Annotated in this window: 23 protein-coding genes, 1 tRNA gene, 1 rRNA gene, 1 other RNA gene and 1 pseudogene; 14 read left to right on the top strand and 13 right to left on the bottom strand. The window is 24.9% G+C overall.

Going from position 1 to position 22,376, the window contains the following annotated elements:
* Positions 1-40: 40 nt before the first annotated feature.
* The 7 genes from ACJA29_RS03690 to rpsD all read right to left on the bottom strand — a co-directional run bounded on the left by ACJA29_RS03690 (position 41) and on the right by rpsD (position 7,542).
* Positions 41-1,024 (bottom strand): ABC transporter permease, encoded by a 984-nt coding sequence (locus tag ACJA29_RS03690; RefSeq protein WP_406602540.1) that lies wholly within the window; start codon positions 1,022-1,024, stop codon positions 41-43.
* Positions 1,024-2,703 carry an ABC transporter permease subunit gene (locus tag ACJA29_RS03685; RefSeq protein WP_406602539.1) on the bottom strand — a complete coding sequence of 560 codons (1,680 nt, stop codon included), beginning with the start codon at positions 2,701-2,703 and terminating at the stop codon, positions 1,024-1,026. Before ACJA29_RS03685 ends, ACJA29_RS03690 begins: the two co-directional genes overlap by 1 nt.
* A 10-nt stretch (positions 2,704-2,713) precedes the next feature.
* Positions 2,714-4,261 carry an ABC transporter ATP-binding protein gene (locus tag ACJA29_RS03680; protein WP_406602982.1) on the bottom strand — a complete coding sequence of 516 codons (1,548 nt, stop codon included), beginning with the start codon at positions 4,259-4,261 and terminating at the stop codon, positions 2,714-2,716.
* Between the two features lies 1 nt (position 4,262).
* The gene (locus ACJA29_RS03675) at positions 4,263-5,807 is read right to left on the bottom strand and encodes a BMP family ABC transporter substrate-binding protein (protein ID WP_406602538.1); all 1,545 of its coding nucleotides are present in this window, start codon (positions 5,805-5,807) and stop codon (positions 4,263-4,265) included.
* A 140-nt stretch (positions 5,808-5,947) separates the two neighbouring features.
* Positions 5,948-6,661 (bottom strand): 23S rRNA (guanosine(2251)-2'-O)-methyltransferase RlmB, encoded by a 714-nt coding sequence (gene rlmB / locus ACJA29_RS03670; RefSeq protein ID WP_406602537.1) that lies wholly within the window; start codon positions 6,659-6,661, stop codon positions 5,948-5,950.
* Positions 6,662-6,674: 13 nt separating this feature from the next.
* Positions 6,675-6,911 carry a YneF family protein gene (locus ACJA29_RS03665; protein WP_406602536.1) on the bottom strand — a complete coding sequence of 79 codons (237 nt, stop codon included), beginning with the start codon at positions 6,909-6,911 and terminating at the stop codon, positions 6,675-6,677.
* A 25-nt stretch (positions 6,912-6,936) separates the two neighbouring features.
* A complete protein-coding gene (gene rpsD, locus ACJA29_RS03660) occupies positions 6,937-7,542 on the bottom strand; it encodes a 30S ribosomal protein S4 (RefSeq protein WP_406602535.1) in 606 nt (201 codons plus the stop codon).
* A 270-nt stretch (positions 7,543-7,812) separates the two neighbouring features.
* Here rpsD and ACJA29_RS03655 point away from each other — a divergent pair, with 270 nt between their 5' ends.
* On the top strand, positions 7,813-8,586 hold the full coding sequence (locus tag ACJA29_RS03655) for an MIP/aquaporin family protein (protein WP_406602534.1): 774 nt from the start codon (positions 7,813-7,815) through the stop codon (positions 8,584-8,586).
* 229 nt (positions 8,587-8,815) lie between these two features.
* On the opposite strand, the gene whiA is transcribed toward ACJA29_RS03655, so the two are convergent.
* The gene (whiA, locus tag ACJA29_RS03650; protein WP_406602533.1) at positions 8,816-9,670 is read right to left on the bottom strand and encodes a DNA-binding protein WhiA; all 855 of its coding nucleotides are present in this window, start codon (positions 9,668-9,670) and stop codon (positions 8,816-8,818) included.
* A gap of 26 nt (positions 9,671-9,696) precedes the next feature.
* Positions 9,697-9,802 (bottom strand): 5S ribosomal RNA (gene rrf, locus ACJA29_RS03645).
* 155 nt (positions 9,803-9,957) lie between these two features.
* Here rrf and ACJA29_RS03640 point away from each other — a divergent pair.
* From ACJA29_RS03640 to ACJA29_RS03625, 4 genes are all read left to right on the top strand, one after another.
* Positions 9,958-10,224: a hypothetical protein gene (locus tag ACJA29_RS03640; protein ID WP_406602532.1), complete on the top strand. Its 267-nt coding sequence runs from the start codon at positions 9,958-9,960 to the stop codon at positions 10,222-10,224.
* 70 nt (positions 10,225-10,294) lie between these two features.
* Positions 10,295-11,158, top strand: coding sequence for a hypothetical protein (locus tag ACJA29_RS03635; protein ID WP_406602531.1), 864 nt, complete (start codon positions 10,295-10,297; stop codon positions 11,156-11,158).
* Between the two features lie 185 nt (positions 11,159-11,343).
* A complete protein-coding gene (locus ACJA29_RS03630; protein ID WP_406602530.1) occupies positions 11,344-11,586 on the top strand; it encodes a helix-turn-helix domain-containing protein in 243 nt (80 codons plus the stop codon).
* Positions 11,587-11,609: 23 nt separating this feature from the next.
* A complete protein-coding gene (locus tag ACJA29_RS03625; protein ID WP_406602529.1) occupies positions 11,610-12,290 on the top strand; it encodes an IS30 family transposase in 681 nt (226 codons plus the stop codon).
* 144 nt (positions 12,291-12,434) lie between these two features.
* On the opposite strand, the gene ACJA29_RS03620 is transcribed toward ACJA29_RS03625, so the two are convergent.
* Both ACJA29_RS03620 and ACJA29_RS03615 read right to left on the bottom strand, forming a co-directional pair.
* Positions 12,435-13,382, bottom strand: coding sequence for a hypothetical protein (locus ACJA29_RS03620; RefSeq protein ID WP_406602528.1), 948 nt, complete (start codon positions 13,380-13,382; stop codon positions 12,435-12,437).
* A 158-nt stretch (positions 13,383-13,540) separates the two neighbouring features.
* On the bottom strand, positions 13,541-13,777 hold the full coding sequence (locus ACJA29_RS03615; protein WP_406602527.1) for a hypothetical protein: 237 nt from the start codon (positions 13,775-13,777) through the stop codon (positions 13,541-13,543).
* 489 nt (positions 13,778-14,266) lie between these two features.
* On the opposite strand from ACJA29_RS03615, the gene ACJA29_RS03610 reads away from it, so the two are divergent.
* On the top strand, positions 14,267-15,394 hold the full coding sequence (locus tag ACJA29_RS03610; RefSeq protein ID WP_406602526.1) for a hypothetical protein: 1,128 nt from the start codon (positions 14,267-14,269) through the stop codon (positions 15,392-15,394).
* An 87-nt stretch (positions 15,395-15,481) separates the two neighbouring features.
* Here ACJA29_RS03610 and ACJA29_RS03605 read toward each other — a convergent pair.
* Positions 15,482-16,328 (bottom strand): annotated as a pseudogene (locus ACJA29_RS03605) (phosphopentomutase); the annotation flags it as partial.
* Positions 16,329-16,719: 391 nt separating this feature from the next.
* Here ACJA29_RS03605 and ACJA29_RS03600 point away from each other — a divergent pair.
* Both ACJA29_RS03600 and ACJA29_RS03595 read left to right on the top strand, forming a co-directional pair.
* Positions 16,720-16,793 (top strand) — tRNA-Trp (locus ACJA29_RS03600).
* Positions 16,794-16,804: 11 nt separating this feature from the next.
* A complete protein-coding gene (locus tag ACJA29_RS03595; RefSeq protein ID WP_406602525.1) occupies positions 16,805-17,641 on the top strand; it encodes an alpha/beta fold hydrolase in 837 nt (278 codons plus the stop codon).
* On the opposite strand, the gene ACJA29_RS03590 is transcribed toward ACJA29_RS03595, so the two are convergent.
* On the bottom strand, positions 17,628-18,287 hold the full coding sequence (locus ACJA29_RS03590) for a hypothetical protein (RefSeq protein ID WP_406602524.1): 660 nt from the start codon (positions 18,285-18,287) through the stop codon (positions 17,628-17,630). The two genes, ACJA29_RS03595 and ACJA29_RS03590, sit on opposite strands and share 14 nt — an antisense overlap.
* Positions 18,288-18,323: 36 nt before the next feature.
* Between ACJA29_RS03590 and ACJA29_RS03585 the strand changes: the two genes are divergently transcribed.
* The 6 genes from ACJA29_RS03585 to ACJA29_RS03560 all read left to right on the top strand — a co-directional run bounded on the left by ACJA29_RS03585 (position 18,324) and on the right by ACJA29_RS03560 (position 22,350).
* Positions 18,324-19,103 carry a winged helix-turn-helix domain-containing protein gene (locus ACJA29_RS03585; protein WP_406602523.1) on the top strand — a complete coding sequence of 260 codons (780 nt, stop codon included), beginning with the start codon at positions 18,324-18,326 and terminating at the stop codon, positions 19,101-19,103.
* Positions 19,104-19,122: 19 nt separating this feature from the next.
* Positions 19,123-19,476: a hypothetical protein gene (locus tag ACJA29_RS03580; RefSeq protein WP_406602522.1), complete on the top strand. Its 354-nt coding sequence runs from the start codon at positions 19,123-19,125 to the stop codon at positions 19,474-19,476.
* Positions 19,464-20,768 carry a glucose-6-phosphate isomerase gene (locus tag ACJA29_RS03575; protein WP_406602521.1) on the top strand — a complete coding sequence of 435 codons (1,305 nt, stop codon included), beginning with the start codon at positions 19,464-19,466 and terminating at the stop codon, positions 20,766-20,768. Before ACJA29_RS03580 ends, ACJA29_RS03575 begins: the two co-directional genes overlap by 13 nt.
* Before the next feature lie 13 nt (positions 20,769-20,781).
* Positions 20,782-20,878, top strand: an RNA gene (ffs, locus tag ACJA29_RS03570) — signal recognition particle sRNA small type.
* A 138-nt stretch (positions 20,879-21,016) separates the two neighbouring features.
* Positions 21,017-22,123, top strand: a complete 1,107-nt coding sequence (dnaN, locus tag ACJA29_RS03565; protein WP_406602520.1) for a DNA polymerase III subunit beta — start codon at positions 21,017-21,019, stop codon at positions 22,121-22,123.
* Between the two features lie 11 nt (positions 22,124-22,134).
* The gene (locus ACJA29_RS03560) at positions 22,135-22,350 is read left to right on the top strand and encodes an RNA-binding S4 domain-containing protein (RefSeq protein WP_406602519.1); all 216 of its coding nucleotides are present in this window, start codon (positions 22,135-22,137) and stop codon (positions 22,348-22,350) included.
* The last annotated feature ends 26 nt before the right edge of the window (positions 22,351-22,376 follow it).

The following is a 22,376-nucleotide window of genomic DNA, read 5'->3' as shown; positions in this document are numbered from 1 at the left end:
TTTTTTAATAAATTATTATGTTATTTTTTTTTAACAAAAATTATCTTTTAGATTTATCATATGGTTGCCCTAATGCTTTTGGAGCTTCCGATGTTTTTGCCATCTTTTTAATTAATTTTGTTAAAAACTTGGCAACTGGTTTTGAAAATAGAATCATTATGACCAATGTTAATAAATATGGCAACATCATTAATATGGGTTGAATTGAACTTCCATTACTAAATAAATTAGTTGCTTGTTGTCCTAAAGCAAATAAAATAGCAAATAAAATAGAAATCAATGAAGAAAGCAATGTTTTTCATCTACTAATTAAAACAATAGCAATTGCTAAAAACCCTAAACCTTCTACTGTTACTTGAGATTTAAAAGCAGATCCTGAAGAAAATTCTGAAATATAAATAGCACCTGCAAGTCCTGCTAATACTCCTGAAATAATAATAGCTTTTCATTTAATGCTATCTACATTAATTCCTGCAGAATCAGCTGCTTGAGGATTTTCACCTACTGATTTAAATCTTAATCCTCATTTAGTAAATGATAATAAAACAAAAGAAATAATAATTGCTAATATAGTTACAAACATTTTTAAAGAAAAGAAAGAAATTACTTCATTATTAGCTGAATTTCCTAACTCTAATCTTCCTACATTGTATGGCATACTATTTGCTTCACCAAATAAATAAAGGACAATCAAAGTAAATGCAGGGGCTAAAATATTTAACGCAATACCTGAAATAATTTGATTCCCTTTTAACTTGATGGATATAAAACCATGAAGCATTGAAAATAATATTCCTCCTATGGCTGCAAAGCCGTAAAGGACAATGTTTAATCATGGACTTTGTTGAGGTCCTGATCCGGGTGCAATAATGTGAGCAAAAATCATATATGTTGTTGCCCCAAAAACCATAACACCATTAACACCTAAGTTAATTATTCCAGCTCTTTCTGTAAAAATGATAGCAATAGCTGCTAAAGATAGGATGCAAAAATAAGGAAATATTGTTGTTAATAAAGCATTCATTATTTTCCTCCTTTAATATCTTTGTCTCTTTGTTCTTTTTCTTTAATTGCCAATTCTTTTGTGCTATCTACTAATTTTTCTTGAACAACCTTGTAGTGTTTTTGTATTAATTTTGTTTTCAAACTATTAAATTGTTGATTTCAAGATTGCAATTTATCTTTTCTTTTGGCTTTTATTTGATACTTATCAAAATAATGTTCTTCAGCTAATAAAATATCTTTTTCTTTTTTCAGTTTACTTAATAATTCTAAGTATTCTATTTGTTTCTTTTTATCTAAGTTCTTAAAGATTATTTTGGTATTGGGTTGAGCTAATAACTTTTCTTCTTCTTTTTGTTTTTTATTCATGTGTTTTTTGATGTCTCTTCAAATGCCATGATTAGATTTTCATAAGTTTCATAATTCCTTTTTCTCATTGAACCACGCTGAAGTAAAGTAATCAAAATGTTCTTTTCAATTTCTTCAATAAACTTTTCTATATTCTGGATATTTTATTAAAATAATAAAATTCTTTGTCCATTGATATGGAACAAATTTAGAAAAGACAAATGCAAGAGCGGCAGAGTAAATAAATATTCCAGATATAATATCAGTCATTTCATTAGGTAATGCTGGGAAAGAAGTTGCAGTTTGAGATCCTACAGAAATTATAGAGAAAACAAATGAAGAGAAAATGATAGCAATTGGATTATCAAACACAATTAAAGAAATAGCAATTGCATTAAATCCAATATATAATGGACCACTAGAAATAGAAATATCAATTACACCTTGTTGAACTGAAAAATATCAAACAAATCCTGCTAAACCGCTTAAAGCACCACTAATCGCCATTGAACTCAAAATTAAATGTTTTTTATTTGTTCCTGAATAATCAGCAGCAGTTGAACTTAACCCTACCATTTGAATTTTGTATCCAAATTTAGTAAATCTAATAGTAACTCAAATTATTATAGTAATTAATATAGCACCAATAATCAATAATCATGATCATCCTGATTTAAATCATATATCTATAAAATAAAATTCTGGTACTTGATTAAATTGAATATATCCTTCAGTTTTTCCATATCCCATCAACTCCCCTGTGGTTAAATTAAATCCATTAGTTAATGAGGGATCTTGATATAAACCTACTATGTATCTAATAACAAAAAATACAATTCAATTTAACATTATTGATGAAACAACTTCATTTACATTTAAGTATGCTTTTAATACACCAATAATCATGGATACAGCAATACTAATTACAATTGATAATAAAATAGATAATGCAACTGTAGCATGAGTTGTTTGAGTCATAGTTGCCAAGTCTTTTCTAATTAATACTAAAGTTATAAAGCCAGCAGACATCATCTGGCCCGCAACACCTATATTAAATATTCCCGCTTTAAAACAAACAGCAATTGCTAATCCTGCCAAAATAAATGTCACTAATGTAGGAATGAAAATATTAGAAACATTGGCATCTTGAAAAAATGAAACAATAACTGAAAAAGGATTGTATCCAAAAAATGAAATAATCAAAATTGTAATAAATAATCCAAGTAAAATTGACCACATTGAATTATATATTTTTCTTCTTGTTGAATAATTGTGATTATTAAACATTTTATTCATAAATTTATCTCATAAATTGTTTGTCTGTGTTTCATTCATTTGTAATTCTTGTTTCATAATTTCTCCTTTATTTTTGCACAACTTTTCCTGCCATTAATAATCCAATATCATCTCTTGTAAATTTATCTATTGGTCCTTGGTCTACTATTTCACCTTTATTAATAACTGCAATTGTGTCAGCTAGTGCTAAAACTTCATCTAGCTCATAAGAAATAAGGAGAATTCCTTTTCCACGTTTTTTATCTTTTAATATTTCATTATGAATATAATTAATTGCTCCTATATCTAAGCCCCTAGTTGGTTGAATAATTAAAATAAAATCATGATCTGTCATTAATTCTCTACCTATAATTGCTTTTTGTTGATTACCACCAGATAGATTTCTTGCTAAAGCATATCCTTCATTTGATCCCCTAACATCAAATTTTTTAATAATTTTTTGACTAAATTGATTTTTTCATCTGCTATTTATAAATTTGAAAAATTTATTAATTTTATTAAAAAAGGGATTTTGGAATTCATAAACATTATCTTTATCTATTTGTCTAATAATAGAATTATTATTTATTGAAAAATCTAAAACCAATCCGTGTTTATGACGGTCTGCAGGAATAATAGAAATATATTCGTCATTTTTTTTCTTTGTACTAAATTTAGTAATATCTTTTTCACCATTTCTATTATTAATAATAATTTGCCCTGTGTGAGTTTTATTAATTCCAGTAATTAATTCTTCAATTTCTTCTTGACCATTACCTTCAATACCTGCAATAGCTAAAATTTCTCCTTTATGAATAGATAAATTAATATTTTTTAGTTTTTTATAAGAAATATTTTTTAATTCTAAAACTGTTTTAGTATCAAAATTATGATCTCAGTTTTTTGATTCAATAATAGTTCTACCAACCATATCAGAAGCTATTTGAGCAGGTTCAATAATTGATAAATTATCATAATGTTTTACTACTTTACCGTGTCTAATAACTGTAGCTTCATCTGCGATTTTTTTTATTTCTCATAACTTATGTGAAATAAAAATTATTGTTTTTCCACTTTCTTTTAATTCTTTGATTACTTTTAATAGTTCTTCAATTTCTTGGGGAGTTAAAACAGCAGTTGGTTCATCAAATATTAAAATATTAGCATCACGATATAACATTTTCATTATTTCAACCTTTTGTTGTGTAGAAACAGAAGCATCTTTAGTCATTTGATCTAAATCAAAATTTAATTTATATTTTTCTTGAAATGCTTGAATTTTAATTCTTGATTTATTTAAATCTAAAAAATTATATTTGGTAAATTCAGAACCTAATATGATATTTTGTAAATTTGTATAATTATCTACTAATTTAAAGTGTTGATGCACCATTCCTATTCCTATATCTGAAGCTTGATTAGGATTTTTAATTACAACGGGATTACCATCAATTTTAATGGTTCCACTTGTTGGAGAATACAAACCAAATAAAATAGACATTAATGTAGATTTACCTGCACCATTTTCACCAATTAAAGCATGTACAGAACCAGGTTTGATTTTTAATGTAATGTCTTTGTTTGCGTAAAAACCCGCAAATTCTTTTGATATATTTAATAACTCTAATTTATACATGTTAATTACCCCTTTTATTAATTTCACTAACTACTAAATTAAAATATTCTTTATTATTTGCATTCATTTCCCCATATAAAACATTTGCTAAATTAAAAACTGCTAAATTGTATTCTGCTATATTATCAGATAATTTAGCTTCATTATATTTTGCTAATAATGCTTGATCCACTGTATTTAATAAATTTTCCGAGCTATTTTCACCAAAGAATTTATTTTTTGTTTCCTTGATAATAGCATCAAAACGTTTAGCATCTTCTTTATTTGACAAAGTTGATGGAGAAGCACCAACAAAACCTAATTCAATTCCACCATTTACTATCATGTTACTTTCTACTGAATTTTGTTCAATTTTTTGAGATTCTAAATTGATAATTCAATTTGTTTCATTAGAATTCGGATACAATTCTGGAAGTGATAATGTTTGACTAATTCCTGATAAAAAACATAAAGCTTTATATATTGCAATACCAATTCTTTTTTCTGCAGAAGTTATAAAATATGGAGCATATGTTGGACCATATGATATTGCCATATTAGAATCTACACCTACTACTCATTGTTGATCTAGTTTATTGGTTTCTTTAATAATATTTGCTGCTGTATTACTTCAATCTCCTGCAACAGGCATTACAATTGTTGGAGCTTGTTCCTTAAATATTTCTTTTCCCTGACCGGTAATTGAAAGAGTAAATTCATTTCTAGTCAAAGGATTATTAGACTCATAAGTAGTTTCTAAAAATACTTTAGAATCTTCTTTATATACATTAGAGAAAATCTTTTTATTTTCATCAGTTTGTTCATTATTTCAAGCTCTAATACCTTCTAAAAAACCATAAGAAAAGTTTGTAGAACCTGCTGTGTCTGCTCCAGATGTTGTATTTACTATTTTTTTAGTTGGATCATCTGGATATTTTTCATTTAAGAATTTTGAAATAGCATAACCTATTAAAAATGATGATTCTTGAGTTCTGAAATTTAAAGAAATACATGTTCCTGGACCTAACTCTGGGATTTGTGTTGCATCTCAATCAATGGAAATAATTTTAATATTTTGTTCTTTAAATTTTTGTTGATAAACTGGAATTTGAATTCAACTTTGAAAAAAAGATGAATGTTGTCATCCTGTTAAAACCCAAATTTTATATTGTTTATTTAAAGCATCTGAATATGCTTGATGAATTTCATTAGTAGACATAGATTTGGTTTCTTTATAAGAAGACATATCTAAGTTAAAACCCACATTACGTGAAAATTCTGAAATAGCTTCTCAAGTCATTTGATTGAAAGAATTATCTGTAACTTTACCTGCTGTTGTAATTTGGATTATTTTATTATTTAAAATATAATCTCTTAATATTTCATTTGATTGGACTTCCTGATATATTTGTTCTCTAACTTCAGATGAAAAATATGTTTGAACTTCTGAAATATTTGTTTTAGCCAAAATATTATCACTTATACATGCCATAGAAAAAGTGGGAGCAATAATTGCACTAATAGTTCCTGATAATATACCAAAAACTTTCAAATGTTTTACACCCATAAGCCTTCTCCATTTAATATTTTTTGAACTTATTATTAAGATATTCTTAATTATGTAATTAATTAAGAAAAAATAAAATGCTATTTGTTATTTTTTTTTAACAAATATATAAATTTTATTTAAATTTATATGTAAAACTTTTATATATTGTGTGCTTTTTTCACAATCTCAAATAATAAAACAGCTGTAGCAATGGAAACATTTAAAGATTGGACTGTACCATTCATTGGAATATAAATTAATTGATCACTTGCTTTTTTAATAGTTGAACTTATCCCTTTAGCTTCATTGCCAACAATTAGAGCAAGTGGAAAATTATATTGAGTTTCAAAATATGTTTGAGCATTTTCTGAAATGCAAGAAGCATAAATTCAAAAATTATTTTTTTTCAGTTTTTCTATGGCAACTTGAATAGAGGGAATCTTACATATATTCATGTTAACAAAGCCGCCTGAACTTATTTTTAATACTTTATCATTTATTTGAGCTGCTCTTTTATCTGGAATAATAATATTAAAAACACCTGCTGCATTAGCTGTTCTTAAAATAGAACCTAAATTATTAATATCTTCTATATGATCCAATATTAAAATAACTTCAGGTTTATTGTGCATAATCTCTTCAATAGAACAATAAAAAAAATAATCATCTACTTCAGCGATTATTCCTTGATGATTAGTAGTAACTATTTTATCCAAATCGTTTTTATTAACTATTTGATATGGAATATTAAATTTTTCTAATACATTTTGATATTGATAAGTTGCATATATTTTTTTAATTTTTAGTTTATTTGATATTGCATCTAATACAGAATTTTTACCTGTAATGTATTTATTGTTTTTTTTATCCATAACTTAAAAAAAATTATTTTTGATTTTTTGCTTTTTGCATTGATCTCATAATTGCTTTAATTTGTGCTTCGGATGGTTTTCTTCCCATTTGCAAAAACATTGCTCTAATCATTTTTTCTGTTATTGGAGGATTTTCTTTAATTTGTTTTTCAAACATTCTTTTAGTAAGAAAAAATGAAAGAGCTGCTCCCACTAACAAACAAACTATACTTAACCCTATAACTAAACCTATTCATCCACCTAAATCCATAACTCTACCTTTATTATTTAAATAACTATTTTGAGTAGTACTCAACAATTAATGATTCATTTATTTCTTGATTTAATTCTTTTCTTTCTGGTAATCTAATTAATCTATATTTAAAATCACCTTCTTCTTTTAATCAAGGTGCTAATTCTTTTTTAGATTTGCTCTCTAAAACTTGAACATTTTTTCTTAATTTATCTTTTAATTCAATTACATCATTGATTTTTACTTGCATTGAAGGGATATCTGCTTTATGACCATTTAAAGTAAAATGTCCATGATTAACAAGTTGTCTTGCTTGTCTTCTTGTTTGAGCTAATCCTGTACGATAAATAAGTGAATCCATTCTAGTTTCTAACATTTGTAAAAAATTAACCCCTGCTTGACCTGGTCTTTTTGCTGTTTTAACAAATGTATTTTTAAATTGTTTTTCTGTAATACCATACATGAATCTTATTTTTTGTTTTTCATATAAATGTAATCCATAATCTGATAATTTTGGTCTTCTTTTATTTCCATGTTGTCCGGGAACTGTTTGTCTTCCTTTGCCTTTTGCAAATTCTTTTCCTGTTTCTAAAATTGAAAATCCTAATCTTCTTGATCTTTTAAATACTGATCCTCTTAATGTTGCCATATTGTTTTATTCTCCTTAAAATAATTAAAATTGATTAAAAATGTTTATTAATTAATATGTAAAATAAATTTTTAAATTAATTATTAATAATTTATTTCTAATGTTTTCACATATAGCTTGTTACTTACAAATATTATTCAAATAAATTAGTTTAATAATTATTTAAATTGCTATGAATAGCAATTAATATTATAATTCAATATTCACATATTTATATTAAATATATTCAATATTGTTAAAATTTATGAAATATTACATTAAGGAGATAGTGTGCAAAATTTTATTCCAATATCAATATTAGGAGAATTTTTAGGAACATTATTGCTTGTAATTCTAGGTAATGGTGTTGTTTTTTCAGTTACACATACTAAAATGATGTCTAATCAACCTGGTAAATGAATTTTAATTGCTTTAGGATGGGGATTAGGTGTATTTGCAGGAGCTTTAATTGCTTTAGCTTTAGATTCACCTGCTCATCTAAATCCTGCAGTAAGCATATATGGTTCTATTGCTTTTTTAAATCCTAATTTTTTAATTTATATTCCATTTCAATTGCTAGGGGCTATGGTGGGTCAAGGAATATTGGATTTCATTAATTATAAACATATTATTGCTACTGCAAAAGATGACCCAAATGCTACAAGAGGGGCCCATTATCCTTCACCAGCTTTTGAAAATAAAAAAGATAAAGCTACCGTTTTTAATTTTTCATATGAATTTATAGGAACTTTTGTGTTGTTACTTGCTATATTTGCAATAAGTAAATTAGATACAGGATTTGCTCAATTAACATTTCCATTTCCTATTCCTATTTCATTAGTAATTATGGCAATAGGTATATCCTTAGGTGGATCAACAGGTTATGCCATTAATCCAGCACGTGATTTAGGACCAAGAATTGTTTATGCTATTTCTAGAGATTATTTTTCCAAAAAAGCAAATAAGGAATTCGCTCTAAATGATTGATCTTATTCTTGAATTCCAATTTTAGCACCTTCTATTGCAGCTTGCATCATGGGTGGTTTAGCAAGAATAGGTGTTTAAATTTGTTTTTGAAAATCATTAATGAACTCTTTCAAATTTTTCTTAATTAATCTTAATTTATACTTATTAGAACTTGTGCAAATAGAAAAATTATTTTAAAAAAAATAAAAAATTAATCTTAAAATTATTGATTCAAATTTATTGTTTTATTTCTTATGAGTTTGTGTAAAACGCTTCATCATTTTATCAAATTTTGATCATCCAACTTAAAAAGTATTGCTACAAGCATTTATTTTAGAGACTTCTTTGCTTGGAAAATTTTTTGATTTTCATTTTCTTCACAAACATTTCTTAATTTAATTAATCAATGATTTAACCCACTTTTAGTGATTTTTACATTTTTGTTTTTACAAAATTCTTCACTTAATTGAGCTAAAGATAGAAATTCATTTTTTCTTTTAAATTCATAAAATTCTAGTTCTAAGGGTTTAAATCTAGACTGTAATTTATGATCTAAAATGTATTGATAATTTTCTTTAAAAATAATATTAGAATCTACTAATCTGTTTTGATTATGTACATCTAAATTAAAAATTCTAGTAATTTGGTTTTTAAAATCTCTTTCAATAATAGAATCAATAAAATTAAAATATGATTTATTTGCTCCAATAATTTGTAAAAAATCAGATATTAATTCATTTTTTTTCAAATATAAAACAAAATGGTTTTTATTTTTAATTTTATTGAAAATAATATGTTTACTAGCAAATTCCAAAACATAATCACAAATATTTTCTGATTTAAATCCTATTTCTAAATGATAAGAAGAAGAATCCAAATTAGAAATTGATCCAGATGAAACAAATATGCCTGCAAAATAAAATGATGCATATGTTTCATCAATTGCTACTATAGATTTTTTACTTTCTATTAATATTTGATTTTTATCCATTGAATAATTCAATCCAATTTGGGATAATAATTCTTCTATTTTTTGAACAAAATCTTTATTATTAAATTGTATTTTTATTAATGATTCTAATTTATTGTTAGATAATAAAATTCCTTGAATAAAAGCTTTTGATTGCTGTTTATTCATCTTTTTGAAAATCAATTCTTTTTTTATTTCAAATGTAAAATTCATAATTAAATTTAATTTTGGGCATAAAAAAAGAGCAGTTTCCTATCTTCCCATCACTGGTATTGTCGGCGTTAAAGGGCTTAACTACTGAGTTCGGAATGGATTCAGGTGATCCCCTTTGCTATTACCACTCAATATTTATTTTACACAAAAATTTTTTTAAATGTAAAAAAAATTATTTTTTTTAACAAAGTTACCAAAATGAATACCGATAAATAAAAAACCAGAGATTTCTCCCTGGCTGTCCTTGTAAAATATAAAAAAAACCAAAAAAAGGACAACTAAATTATATGAAACTTCAATTTATATTTGAAAAAGAATTAGAAAAAATTAATTTAATCTTTGCATTAATGAATCAAATATCTGATTCTTCTCAAGAAAACTTTATTCCAAAAATGATGAAAAGATATGAATTCATATCTAACTTAACAAATTATTCTGTTGAAAGAATTAGAAAAATTCTAAATGTTACTAGAACTTATATGTATTACAAGAAAGGGAAATATTCATTTAAAATTTTTTATTACAATTCAAATATTTGGTATTCAAATTGGTAACTTTACATTTCAAAAACACCTTAATATTTAGGTATAATTTTATTATGAGTAATAAAAAAGGAGAAATTATATGAAAAAAATATTAGCTGTAAGTGCGCTTGTTTCATTAATTCCATTAGCTTCTATTTCAATAGTAAGTTGTAAAAATACTGGAACAAATAATCAAGAACAACAAAAACCTACTCCTGATAATCCAAGTAGTCCTTCTACACCAGACACTCCAGAAATTGGAAAACCAGAAGGAGGAGGAAGTGATTCTGATCAAAACAAACCTTCTGAAACACCTTCAAATCCAGATGTAGCACAACAACTTTTAGCAGCTAAAGAAAAATTCTCAATTGTTGCTAAAGATTCTGGTCATTCACAAGTTAGAGCAAACGAAATAACAAAAGAAAATTTTGATACATACTTTACATTAAATGGTAAGATGGATGGTTTTAGTTATGTTTTAAATAAAATTACACCAATTGGAGAAAATCAATTAGAAATCTATTATAAAATTGAACTTAATGGACAATCAGTAGATTACTCAACTACCTTTAACGGATTCAAAGGATTAAACCAAATTGATTACGATTACAAAAATCAAGAAGATTTCTTTGCAGTTGCGTTAAATAAAGAACACTTAAATACTATTGCATTTGCTGCCCAAATGTATACAAATGCCGAATTAACTAAACCAGGATGAACCTTAAACTTCGATAATAAAGCTAATTATGAATTAACAAAGACAAGTCAATACATCATATTGAATAATGGTGTGAAAATGAACATTTATAAGATTAAGTTTACAGCTGAAAACCCAATTTTTATACCCAATGTTCTAGGTGGCCCATATAATGCACCCTTCACTGAAGCAGGGAAAGAATACCATGATAAAAATGGCGGGTTCCAAATAGCAATACAAGATGGGCAAGATGGGTTAGTGATATAGTTTAATTTAATTCATTTAATAAAAAAAAGAATCTTAGGATTCTTTTCCCAAATTGTAATCACAATCGCAACACTAATTAATTTATAAAATTATTAGAGGTTGGATTGTGATTTTTTTTATAAAAAAATCTTTTCCAACCCCTCCCCTCTGTACTATTCATTCATTTAAGGAAAGGAAAAGAAAAGATGTTAAATAACCAAAATAAATTATCTCATAATGAGAGATATTTAATAAATATTTTATTTAATCAAGAACAAAAATCAATTTCTGAAATTGCCAAAACACTAAAACGATCTAAATCCACAATATCTCGTGAATTGAAAAGAAATACCTTTGATGGTTTTTATGATCACAATGTAGCACAAGAAAAAACTATTAGAAGAAGATGACATAATCATTCAATGTATTTATTAAAGTACAAAGAATAATACAGACGAATTTATGAAAAAGTTTGATAAAAGATATTCAGGAATTAAAACTACTTTTTAAAAACTACAAATTGATGCACTCAAACCAACTTGGAGACAAATATCGTTGAGAAATTAAAAGAAAAGATATTTTAAGAAAAACATATGTTAAGGGCAGAAAAAGGTTTAAAGGAATTTTTTCTAAATTTACTAATTCTTTTGTATTTCCAATATGAACAAGGCCAAAATATATTGATAATCGTAGTGAATTTGGTCATTGAGAAATGGATCTTATCATTGGCAAAAAAGAGCATGGATATGAAAATTTAATAACTTTTCAAGAAAGATTAACTAGGATGGTTGTTATTGAAAGAATTAAAACAAAAGATCCAATGAAATTAAATTCAAAGGTATATCAATTAATTAAAAAGAATAATTTACATGTTAAATCAATAACTATTGATAATGGAATTGAATTTTCAAAAATTGGATTATTAGCTAAATGAATAAATTGTCACGTTTATTATTGTGAACCTTATGTGTCTTACCAAAGAGGTTCAAATGAATATATCAATGGTATTATTAGAAGATTTTGAAAAAAAGGAACAGATTTTTCTAACTTATCCAATGAAGAAATTTTAGATACTCAAAATAAAATTAATCAAATGCCAAGAGAAATTCTTAATTGAAAATCTAGTCTAGATTTATTCAAAAAAAGAATTTAAAATATTAATGGAATATATAAAAAACATATAAGGTGAATTTATTTTTATTTACCTTTATTATAATTAATATTAGTGTTGCGATTGTAATTACAAAAAAGAAACAACCATCAATAAGGTTGTTTTTTTAAAATATAAATTAATATATTATTGTTTTAAAGTTAATTCAAAGAATTCTTTTGCATTTTTGTTTTGCATTGATAAAATTCTATCAAATTCGTCTACAAATTTTTGATCTGCAGTGCTTTTTAATACAAACACTTGATAATTACCAATATTATACATTGAATTCCTGAAAAGATTGCTTGGAATCACAACTTCATTTTGTGCTGAATGTCATTTTAATTCATATCTTGATCAATCACTAGGTAAGTTTGTTCCATTAACAACTATTGCTCTTTCGTATTGAGCAATTCCATATGTTTTTTGTAATTTATAAGTATTAATTTGTGCTTGTTGTTGATTTCCATCATTTGATGGTTTTTGCTGAACATTTGTAGGTTTTATATCTTCTCTAGCAGGTTCAACAATAATTGCACCATAATTTTTGTTAATAATTTGTTCTTTCATTCAATTAAATAATTCAGTATTTTGTCCACCATTTACTTGTCTTTGTGTAAAGTAACCATAACCACCATAAGCATCTATACTTTGAACTTTGAAATATTCATTAGGAATATCTATTATTTTACCATCTTTATCTTTAGCATGGAATTTGTAATGATTTATATTATCAGATAAGTTTGAACCACTAATTCAAAGATTTATTCATCACTTACCACCACTATCTGCAGTATATGATAATGAAGATGATTTTACACTCAAAATACCACGTTCAAGAGTAGCGTCAGAATTATCACTTCCAGATCCACCTGTTCCAGGATTACTTCCAGATCCACCTGTTCCATTATTACTATCTCCTCCTTCAGAAGGGTTGTTTTGATCTGTAGAAGGGTTATTAATTTCTGGAGCGTCTGGTATAGTAGGGTTTCATTGCTCTTGATTATTTGTTTCACTATTTTTACAACTTACTATTGAAATAGAAGCCAATGGAATTAATGAAACAAGTGCACTTACAGCTAATATTTTTTTCATATAATTTCTCCTTTTTTCTTATTCATATTATTCATGAATAACACAATAATATTTTACCTAAATTAAAGTTTTTTTTTGGAATGTAAAGTTACCAATTTGAATACCAATAATTACTTGATTTAATTTGTTTAACGATTTGTCTTTAGAGATGAATTTTCTTAATGCTTATGTTTTTGTTCTATTGTTCCTTTTTGTCTCGAAGAATAAGCGTTAGTTGCATATCATTTGATATTTAATAAGTTTAATCTTGAATTTTCTAAACCATTATTAGATGTAATGGATTTAACTTTTGTTGGCAATTTTTTTAAATTATTTCTTACAGCTTTTAGAAATTCTGTGTTTGTTTTTTGTTCATACAAACTTATTGATAACCTTCTAGATTTTCGATCAATCATTGTTGATCAATATTTACTATCTCCTTTGCAACCTTCAACTATATCAATCTCAATGGTTGCCTTATCTTCCTTTATTATTTATTATTTTTAATCGCTCATGAATTGAAGATGTAATAAATCTTTTAGTTAGTAAAATGGTCTTTTTTGATATTTTCCATATTTTAAATAAGGAAATATTCTCAATGCCACTCCATATCATTGACCATTTTTAATTAATCAATAAATATGTTTTGGTGAGTAATATTTATTAAATTTTTCATTTATGAGTTTTGATAAAGTTTTAGCAGAAGTTTTATTTCGTTTGCTCTTTGCTATCTTTCTTACAAATCGAGCACTTGATAATGTTTGCTATTTCTCTTTGTTTTTTTGTTTTTGTATTTATTTTACGAGGACAACCAACACATGTGTTGGTTTTTTATTATTGGTAATTTTTTTGGTAACTTTGTATTTTTTTTCTGCTACCATAGAAGTAGGAGGAAATGTAAAATTATGAAAACTAAAAGTAAAATTATAATTGCTAGTTCAGTTTTAGCTGTTGGTGCAATAGCAACAACATCAGCATTAATACCTAGCATGTTAAAAAAAGAAACACAAAATATTACTATTGAAACAAAAGATATAAAAAATCCTATTATAGATTCAGTGGTTGTTGATACAAAAGAAGAAGCAATTGTTGATTCAACTTCTTCAACAACAATAGAAAATTCAAAAACTGAAACAAATATAGTGGAAGATGGACAAACTCAGTTCCCTCCAATTATTAATGATGGAAATATTGACAACATCGACAACCAATTTAAAAAATTAAGTTTATCATTTAAACAATTAAATAAAGATTCATTAGGTAAAGCTGGATTTTATTTTGAAGTCCCAAATGATGTAAATGGCGGATTATACAATGATGAAATTCTTGCTTCATTTGGTGATAAAGTATTCTTTAGAGTAGCAGAAAATGATAAAGACAATATTACTTTAACTGATTTAAGAGTTTTTGTTAATGACAATGAAGCATGATCATTAGGTGTTTACCATGTTGAAGGAGACAGATACATGATTGAAATACCATCAGAAGATAGTGCTTGAGCAAAAGAATTAAACGAAAATTCAGTAATTACTTTTAAAGCTTATTTTGGTCCAATAAAATTGAATGATTGAGTATATGATTTTAATTCAAGAACATATGCAATTAAAATAAATGGAAGTATGATTGATTCACAAACTAACTCATTTATTTTTGATGATGTTAATATTGAATCACAAAAAATAGTAGTTTTAGAAGAAAGTCCTACTTTTATTAAACCACTTCAATTTAGAGTATATCTAAATGGATATAATGTAACAATTAAAAATTTAACAATTCCAAAAGGTACTCAATTAGAATTTATTAATAAATCAGAATATGGAAATTCAACTACTAACAAACAAGTTCCAATAATTGATTTATATGGTGGATATAGATCAATGTATGCTGAAGATAGACAATTAAAAATTGATGGTGCTATTGGTAGATTCGGTGATGTTGAATATTCAAATTCAATGAAAGCAGCATGTGGAATAGCTGTAATTCTTGAATCAGATGATTTAGATCAAGAATGAATTGAAAAACAAAACAAATAATTATTAATTAACATTTAATTATTAATTAACATTTAATAAAATCCTCCTTATCTTCTTTTGATAAAGAGGATTTTTTATTATTAAAATAACTAATTGATCAAATATATCATCACCAATTTCAGAAATTTCTAGATTAAAATTTCTAGCAATAATATTACCTAAAGTTGCCAAATAATTTAAATCATTTAATTTCTTAGGTTTTTTAAAAGCCTTTGAATAAATTGTAGCCAGTAAAGCCTCTCTTGTGTGATTATCACATTTAAATGTTGGATCATTACCATGATTAGAAGTTATTATTAATAAATCATTTTCATCTAAAACATTTATTAATTTAGCTAATTTAACATCAAATTAAATTAATATTGTTTGCATATCCTTCAACATCTCTTCTATGACCATAATGAGAATCAAATTGAACTAGATTAGTAAAAATAATTTCTTATCATTTGATTTTTCTGTTGCTAAATCAATTGTAATATCCATTCCATTAGCATCACCACTTGATGGAAAATGTTTTGAAATACCTTTTCCTGAAAAAATATCATTTATTTTTCCAACAGAAATTACTTCAATATTTTTTTTCTTGTAATTTATCTAATATTGTTTTTTTAGATGGCATAACTGAATAATCATATCTATTAAATGTTCTTGTATAATTTCCATTTTCACCAATATATGGTCTAGTAATAATTCGACCAACATTTCACTCCAATTTAGATGAACAAATTCTTCTTGCTTCTTTTGCATATCTATATAGATTATCTAAGCCCATATATTTTTCATGTCCACATATTTGTAAGACACTATTTCCAGAAGTGTAAACAATTATTGCATTATTTTTTATTTCTTCTTCAGTTAATTCATTAATAATATCAGTACCACTTGCAGATTTGTTACCAATAATTTTTCTTCCATCAAAAGCTTTTTCTAATTCATAGAAGCAGAATTTAAATCTATGCTGGATTTTTAGAAAATGAAAAAGTAGATTTCAATCTCCCTCAAATAGAAACTATAATCCAAAATTATGGTTTTTTATCTACAACTACCAACTATAATCTGTTGGACATAATTGAATTGATGATATATTAGGACCATCACTAGATGAGCCTTGCATTTTCAAAATTAAAATTCTTTATTTATCTCATGATGTTGCTTATATACCAGGTTTTGATGCAAATAATAATTTTAGTAATAAAAATGCCCAAGTTTTAATTAAAAGATATCCTAAATTGAAGATAGATAGAGTATCAAAAATAGAGGATAAAAATATTTTAGAAATGACTATGATTGAATAATATAATTTAAATTATAAATTTATTAAATAAAGAGGTTTAGTATAATGGTAGTACTGCAGATTCCAAACCTGCTTGTAGGGGTTCGATTCCTCTAACCTCTGCCATATCATAAAATATGTCCACAAATCAAGAAGTTCAAAAAATAAAAATCAATAGTAATAATATAAATTATCATGCTTTATTTTGGCAAAGCAAACAATTTCAATCTAATGATGTTGCTATTGTTTATTATCATGGATTAAATGGAAAAACCAAAATTGTGAAGCCTCTTTTACAAGGGTTAAATCAATATGATTTTTATGCTATTGAACAGCGAGGTCACAAAGGTTCTGGCTTAAAAACATCAACTAATGTCAAAAAACATATTCAAGATATTGATAATGTTGTTTCTTTTTTAAAAACTAAATACAACAAAATATATCTATGCGGTGAATCTATGGGGGCATTATACATATCTCTATATGGTTATAAATTTCCTAATAAAGTAAATGGTATTTTTGCATGGTCCATTCCTTTTTATCCAAAAGATATTATGAAAGAAAAAAAATCTACTAAATTCAAAATATTTATTAGAGTGTTTTTATGTTTTCTCTTAAAATGAAATTATTATTACAGTGCTAAAGTGGATTATCCTAAATTATCTAATTCAAAGTTTTTACTAAAATTAAATGAAATGAATGTTGATACTAAAAGTTCCTGTGCTGAAGAAATTGCAATTTGAAAAGGTTCTTTGCAAATCAAAAGATTATTCTTACATTCTCAACCTAAAACACCTATATTTTATTGACAAGGTGATTTAGATATTATGTCTAATAACAAATTATTAATGAAAATTCAAAAGAAAAACTATATCTATGCTTCTTTAATTTCTAATGCAAAACATATTTTGATGTATGAACCAGGATTTGATATTATTGTTCAATTTATTCAAAATCATATTAATAATCATTAAGAAAAGATTTTAAAGATCTATATAAAAAATTATTATTTATAGAATTAGTGTTTAAATAATATTGTTCAAAATTTGTTCCTAAATAATAAAAAGATTTCAGTAATGATATTGGTGTAGGTTTGTAACTCATTTTATGTTCTTGACATAACATGCCGCCTTCATAAAAATTAAAACAATATAATTTTTGGTTGGATTGACAAATAGCACAATATGCATAATTTAATTGTTTTCCATTAATAGATAAACATAAATTTAATAAATAAGTTAAGATAAATTCCAATTTTTGAATACTATCTTGAAAATTTTTAGCAAATTCTGTATAAGCAAATAAAAATTTATTGCTAGGTTGATTAACAAATTGAAATATATAGTAGATTTCATTCATGTAAATATTATTTAATGAAAAATCTACAAAATATTTAATTTGTGAACTTTTTAATAAAAAATAGTTTTCCTTCCCATAATTGGAAAAGTATTCAATTTCCACTATTGATCCTACAAAAATGTTATTTCTATTTTTACTTTCTAGCTTCTGTATTCCCTTTGCTAAAAAATACATAATATTATCATTTGTAAGTATTTTTATAATAGCATCATGATCATTTTTTAAATGAATATTTAAAACTAATCCTTCTATTGATTTCATAATAATAAATAATTTACTTATATTTATTATAGTATAATGACTAATGATAACATGATTCAGAATAAATACATAACTACTAAAAAAATTAATATTAAAGTTGTATTAAATCCTGATTCTAATATTGATTTTTTTAATTTAATTTTTGGTTATATATCTGATTATTTAAATATCAATGTTTCTTATATTGAACATTTTTCTGTTAAAAATTTAGAATCTTTAAAAATTGATAGTAATGAAAAAATAGATTTTTACTTTGTTGATTTTATTAAATCTTATGAATATATTTTTGCATGGAATTTTTATTCTAAATTACATGAATTAAATAACTCATTTCAATTAGTATTATTCAAAGATAAAATTGACAATGATGATGTGCAGTATTTTAAAAATGGTGCAGATAATATTATTTATTTATCAAATCAATATTATGATTCTCCAGAAAACAAAGAAAAATATTTAAAATGAAAATTGTTCTCAATTTTAAGAAGAAAATGAGATGATAGTCATAGCCAACTAGTATTAATTCATAATGGTGTTATTATTGATTTGATAAAAAGAAAAATTGTAGTAAATAATAAAGAAATTAAAATGACTAATAAAGAATTAGAAGTTTTATCTATACTTATGAATGAATTTTTCAAAAAAAATAATTTTGTGTCTAAGAAAAAAATCTTTAAAAAAATTTATGGAATAGATAATAATCAAAAATCAAGAGTTGTCGATCAAATTATTTTTAAATTAAAGAATAAATTGCCTAGTGATTTTCTAGAAATTGACAAGCATAAAGGAATAAAAATTGCTCAACTTTTAATATAAGTATTAAAATTATTATGTAATGGTAAATGAAAATGAGAATAAAATAGGATTGGTTTTTTTATGTAAAACTACTTTTATTGGTAAAAACTTTTTTAAAGTTGAGACAGCAAGCGGAGGAAAAGGAATTGTTTATATTAATGAAGTATCAGATTATTATGTTACTGATCTTCATTCTATTGTTAAAGAGAACGATATTATTTATTTAACTTTAAAAAGCATTCATGAGGATAATACTTTAATATTTTCTTTAAAAGAAAATAAAACTCATTTTTTAAAAACTCCTTTTGAATTCAATTTTAGTAAAGATTTTTCTGATAAATTCCAAAATTTATTTAACTTTACAAATGAGGAGATAAAAAAATGAAAGAAATAAATATAAATTTTGATAGATCTGAATTGAATTTAAAAGAAATTCTTTCTTATTCAGATAAAGTAAAAAACATTCATGATAAAATGGAAAAATTTGAAACAGAAGGTTCAAGTTTTTTAGGATGAAAAGATTTACCTAACAATATCAATAATAAAGAATTAGATAGAATGGAAGCTATTGCTAAAAAGCTACACAAAGATGGAGTAGAAACTTTAGTAGTTATAGGAATAGGTGGTTCTTATTTAGGAGTTAGAGCTGGAATCGATTTTGTGCTTGGTGAATTGCCTGGAGATGAACAAAAAATGGAAATTATCTTTGTAGGAGAATCTCTTTCATCGACAGCTTTAGTACAAAAATTAAGATATGTAGAAAACAAAAAATTTGCTATTAATGTTATTTCAAAATCAGGAACAACTTTAGAGCCTGCTATTGCTTTTAGATTATTTAAAAAAATGTTAGAGGATAAAGTTGGTGTTAACAATGCCAAAGATTATATTTTTGCTACAACAGATGCTTCAAAAGGAGTGTTATTAGATTTAGCAATGCAAAAAGGATATGAAAGATTTATTATCCCTGATGATGTGGGGGGTAGATTTAGTGTTTTAACACCTGTGGGATTATTCCCATTTGCTTGTGTGGGTCTAAATATTAAAAAAATGGTTGCAGGAGCTAAATTAGCAAATGATGCTTATAGTTCAAACAATTTAGGAACTAATCCTGCATATCAATATGCTGTTGCAAGATATTTACTACATTCTCAAAGAAAATATCCAGTAGAAATGTTGGTATCTTATGAAAATGCTCACAAATACTTTTTAGAATGATGAAAACAATTATTCGCTGAATCAGAAGGAAAAAATGGAAAAGCTTTATTACCACACTCAGCTTTATTCACAACTGATTTACATTCTTTAGGTCAAATCATCCAAGAAGGATCAAAAGTATTGTTTGAAACTGTTATAACTGTTAAAAAACCTAAATATGATATCAAAATTATAGAATTAGCTCAAGATGAAGATTTAGATAAATTAAATTATTTAGCAGGTAAAACAGTTCATGAAATTAATAATATTGCTTTTGAAGCGACATTAGATGCTCATTCATTAGTGGGGAGAGTACCTAATATCCATATTCAAATCGAGGATTATTCAGAAGAAACATTTGGTTCTCTTGTAATGTTTTTTGAAAGAGCCGTTGCAATCAGTGGTTATTTATTGGAAATAAATCCATTTAACCAACCTGGTGTAGAAGTTTATAAATCAAACATGTTTAAAACATTGAAAAAACCAATGTAATTTTCTTATATAATTTATTTGCCATCAAAATAGTAACCTTGTAACTTGGTCAGGTTAGAAATAAAGCAGCCATATCAAGAAGTATTATGTTTGGTGGTTTTATTTTTCCACATTTGTTTTCAACATTATTTTTCCAATTAAAATATTGATATAAATGTGTTTTCCACATAATTAACACGCCTTATTATTAAAAAAATAAACAAACATATAACTTTAATATATAAATATATTAAAATATATTTGTAGTTATGAAGTTTACCATTGATAAAAAAAATTTAATAAAACCACTAGAAAATGTTTATAAAGCAATTGATTCAAATAATATTTATGCTCAATTAAGAAATTTTTTTATTAATGTATTTGATAAAGAAATTGTTATAAAAGGTTCTAATGGGTATTTTTCAATTGAAAGCAAAATATTAGAAAGTAAAATATCATCTATTGAATCAATAGGAAATTTTTTAATACCTGCTTCTTTATTTTTAAACATCATAAAAAAATGTGAAGGAAACATTACTTGTTTCATAAAAAGTAATTCGTTAATAATACAAAATGAAAAAGATATTTATGAAATTAATTTATTGGAAGATAATGAATATCCTGCAATTGATTTTTCTTTATATGGAGAAAAAATTATAGTAAATGCAAAAAAATTAAAAGAAGCAATTGATAATGTTATTTTTGCAACTTCTCAAACAAATGAGGAACTTATTTTAACTGGTGTAAACTTAAAATATGAAAATCAAAAATTTTACATCTCAGCAACTGATGGTTATCGATTAGCTCAAGAAATTATAGAAGTAAAAGATGATCGAAATATTTCATTTGATGTAACTATCACTAATAAAAATATTAAAAATTTTATTCCTTCTTACATTGAAGGTGATGTGACATTATATGTAAATGAACACAAAATAAATTTAATTAAAGATTCAACTAATTTCCAATCTAAGATAATTGATGCTCCATATAAAGATCTTTCAAATATATTTAATATGGAATATTCAAAAAAACTAGAAATCAATAAAACTATTTTGAATAATTCAATTAACAAAGCAATGTTTGCATCTAATTTTGATAGTTCATACAATAAATTAAATTTCTTAATTAATAATGAAAAAATTGAAATAACAACAAATGATAAAATAGGTCGATCAAATGTCGTAATAACATCAGAAGATTTTAAATATGATGGCGAAGAAATTTCTATTACATTAAATTACAAATATTTAAAAGAAGCGATAAATGTTTTTGGTGATAAAATTTATATACATTTATCTAATGCACAAAAACCTATTAAAATTAGTGATGACAAAAGAAATAACAATCAAATTATAAGCCCAATGATTTCTTAAAAGAGGTATATATGAAAGTAAAAATAAGAGGAAAGTTTATAAAATTAGGTCAATTAATTAAAAAACTAAATATTATAGATACAGGTGGACAAGCTAAATATTTTATTAAATCTCATGAAATCAGAATTAACAATGAAGAAGATGTTAAAAGAAACACAAAAGTTTGACTAAATTCTACTGTGTGAATTGATGACCAAGTATTCTATATTGTTGAAGATGATAAATAAGCAAATAATTAATTTAAAGCATAATT

Source organism: Metamycoplasma sualvi (genome assembly GCF_045276925.1).
GTDB lineage: Bacteria > Bacillota_I > Bacilli_A > Mycoplasmatales > Metamycoplasmataceae > UBA710.
The sequence above is the reverse complement of the archived record's forward strand: the minus strand, read 5'-3'. Positions and strand labels throughout refer to the sequence as shown.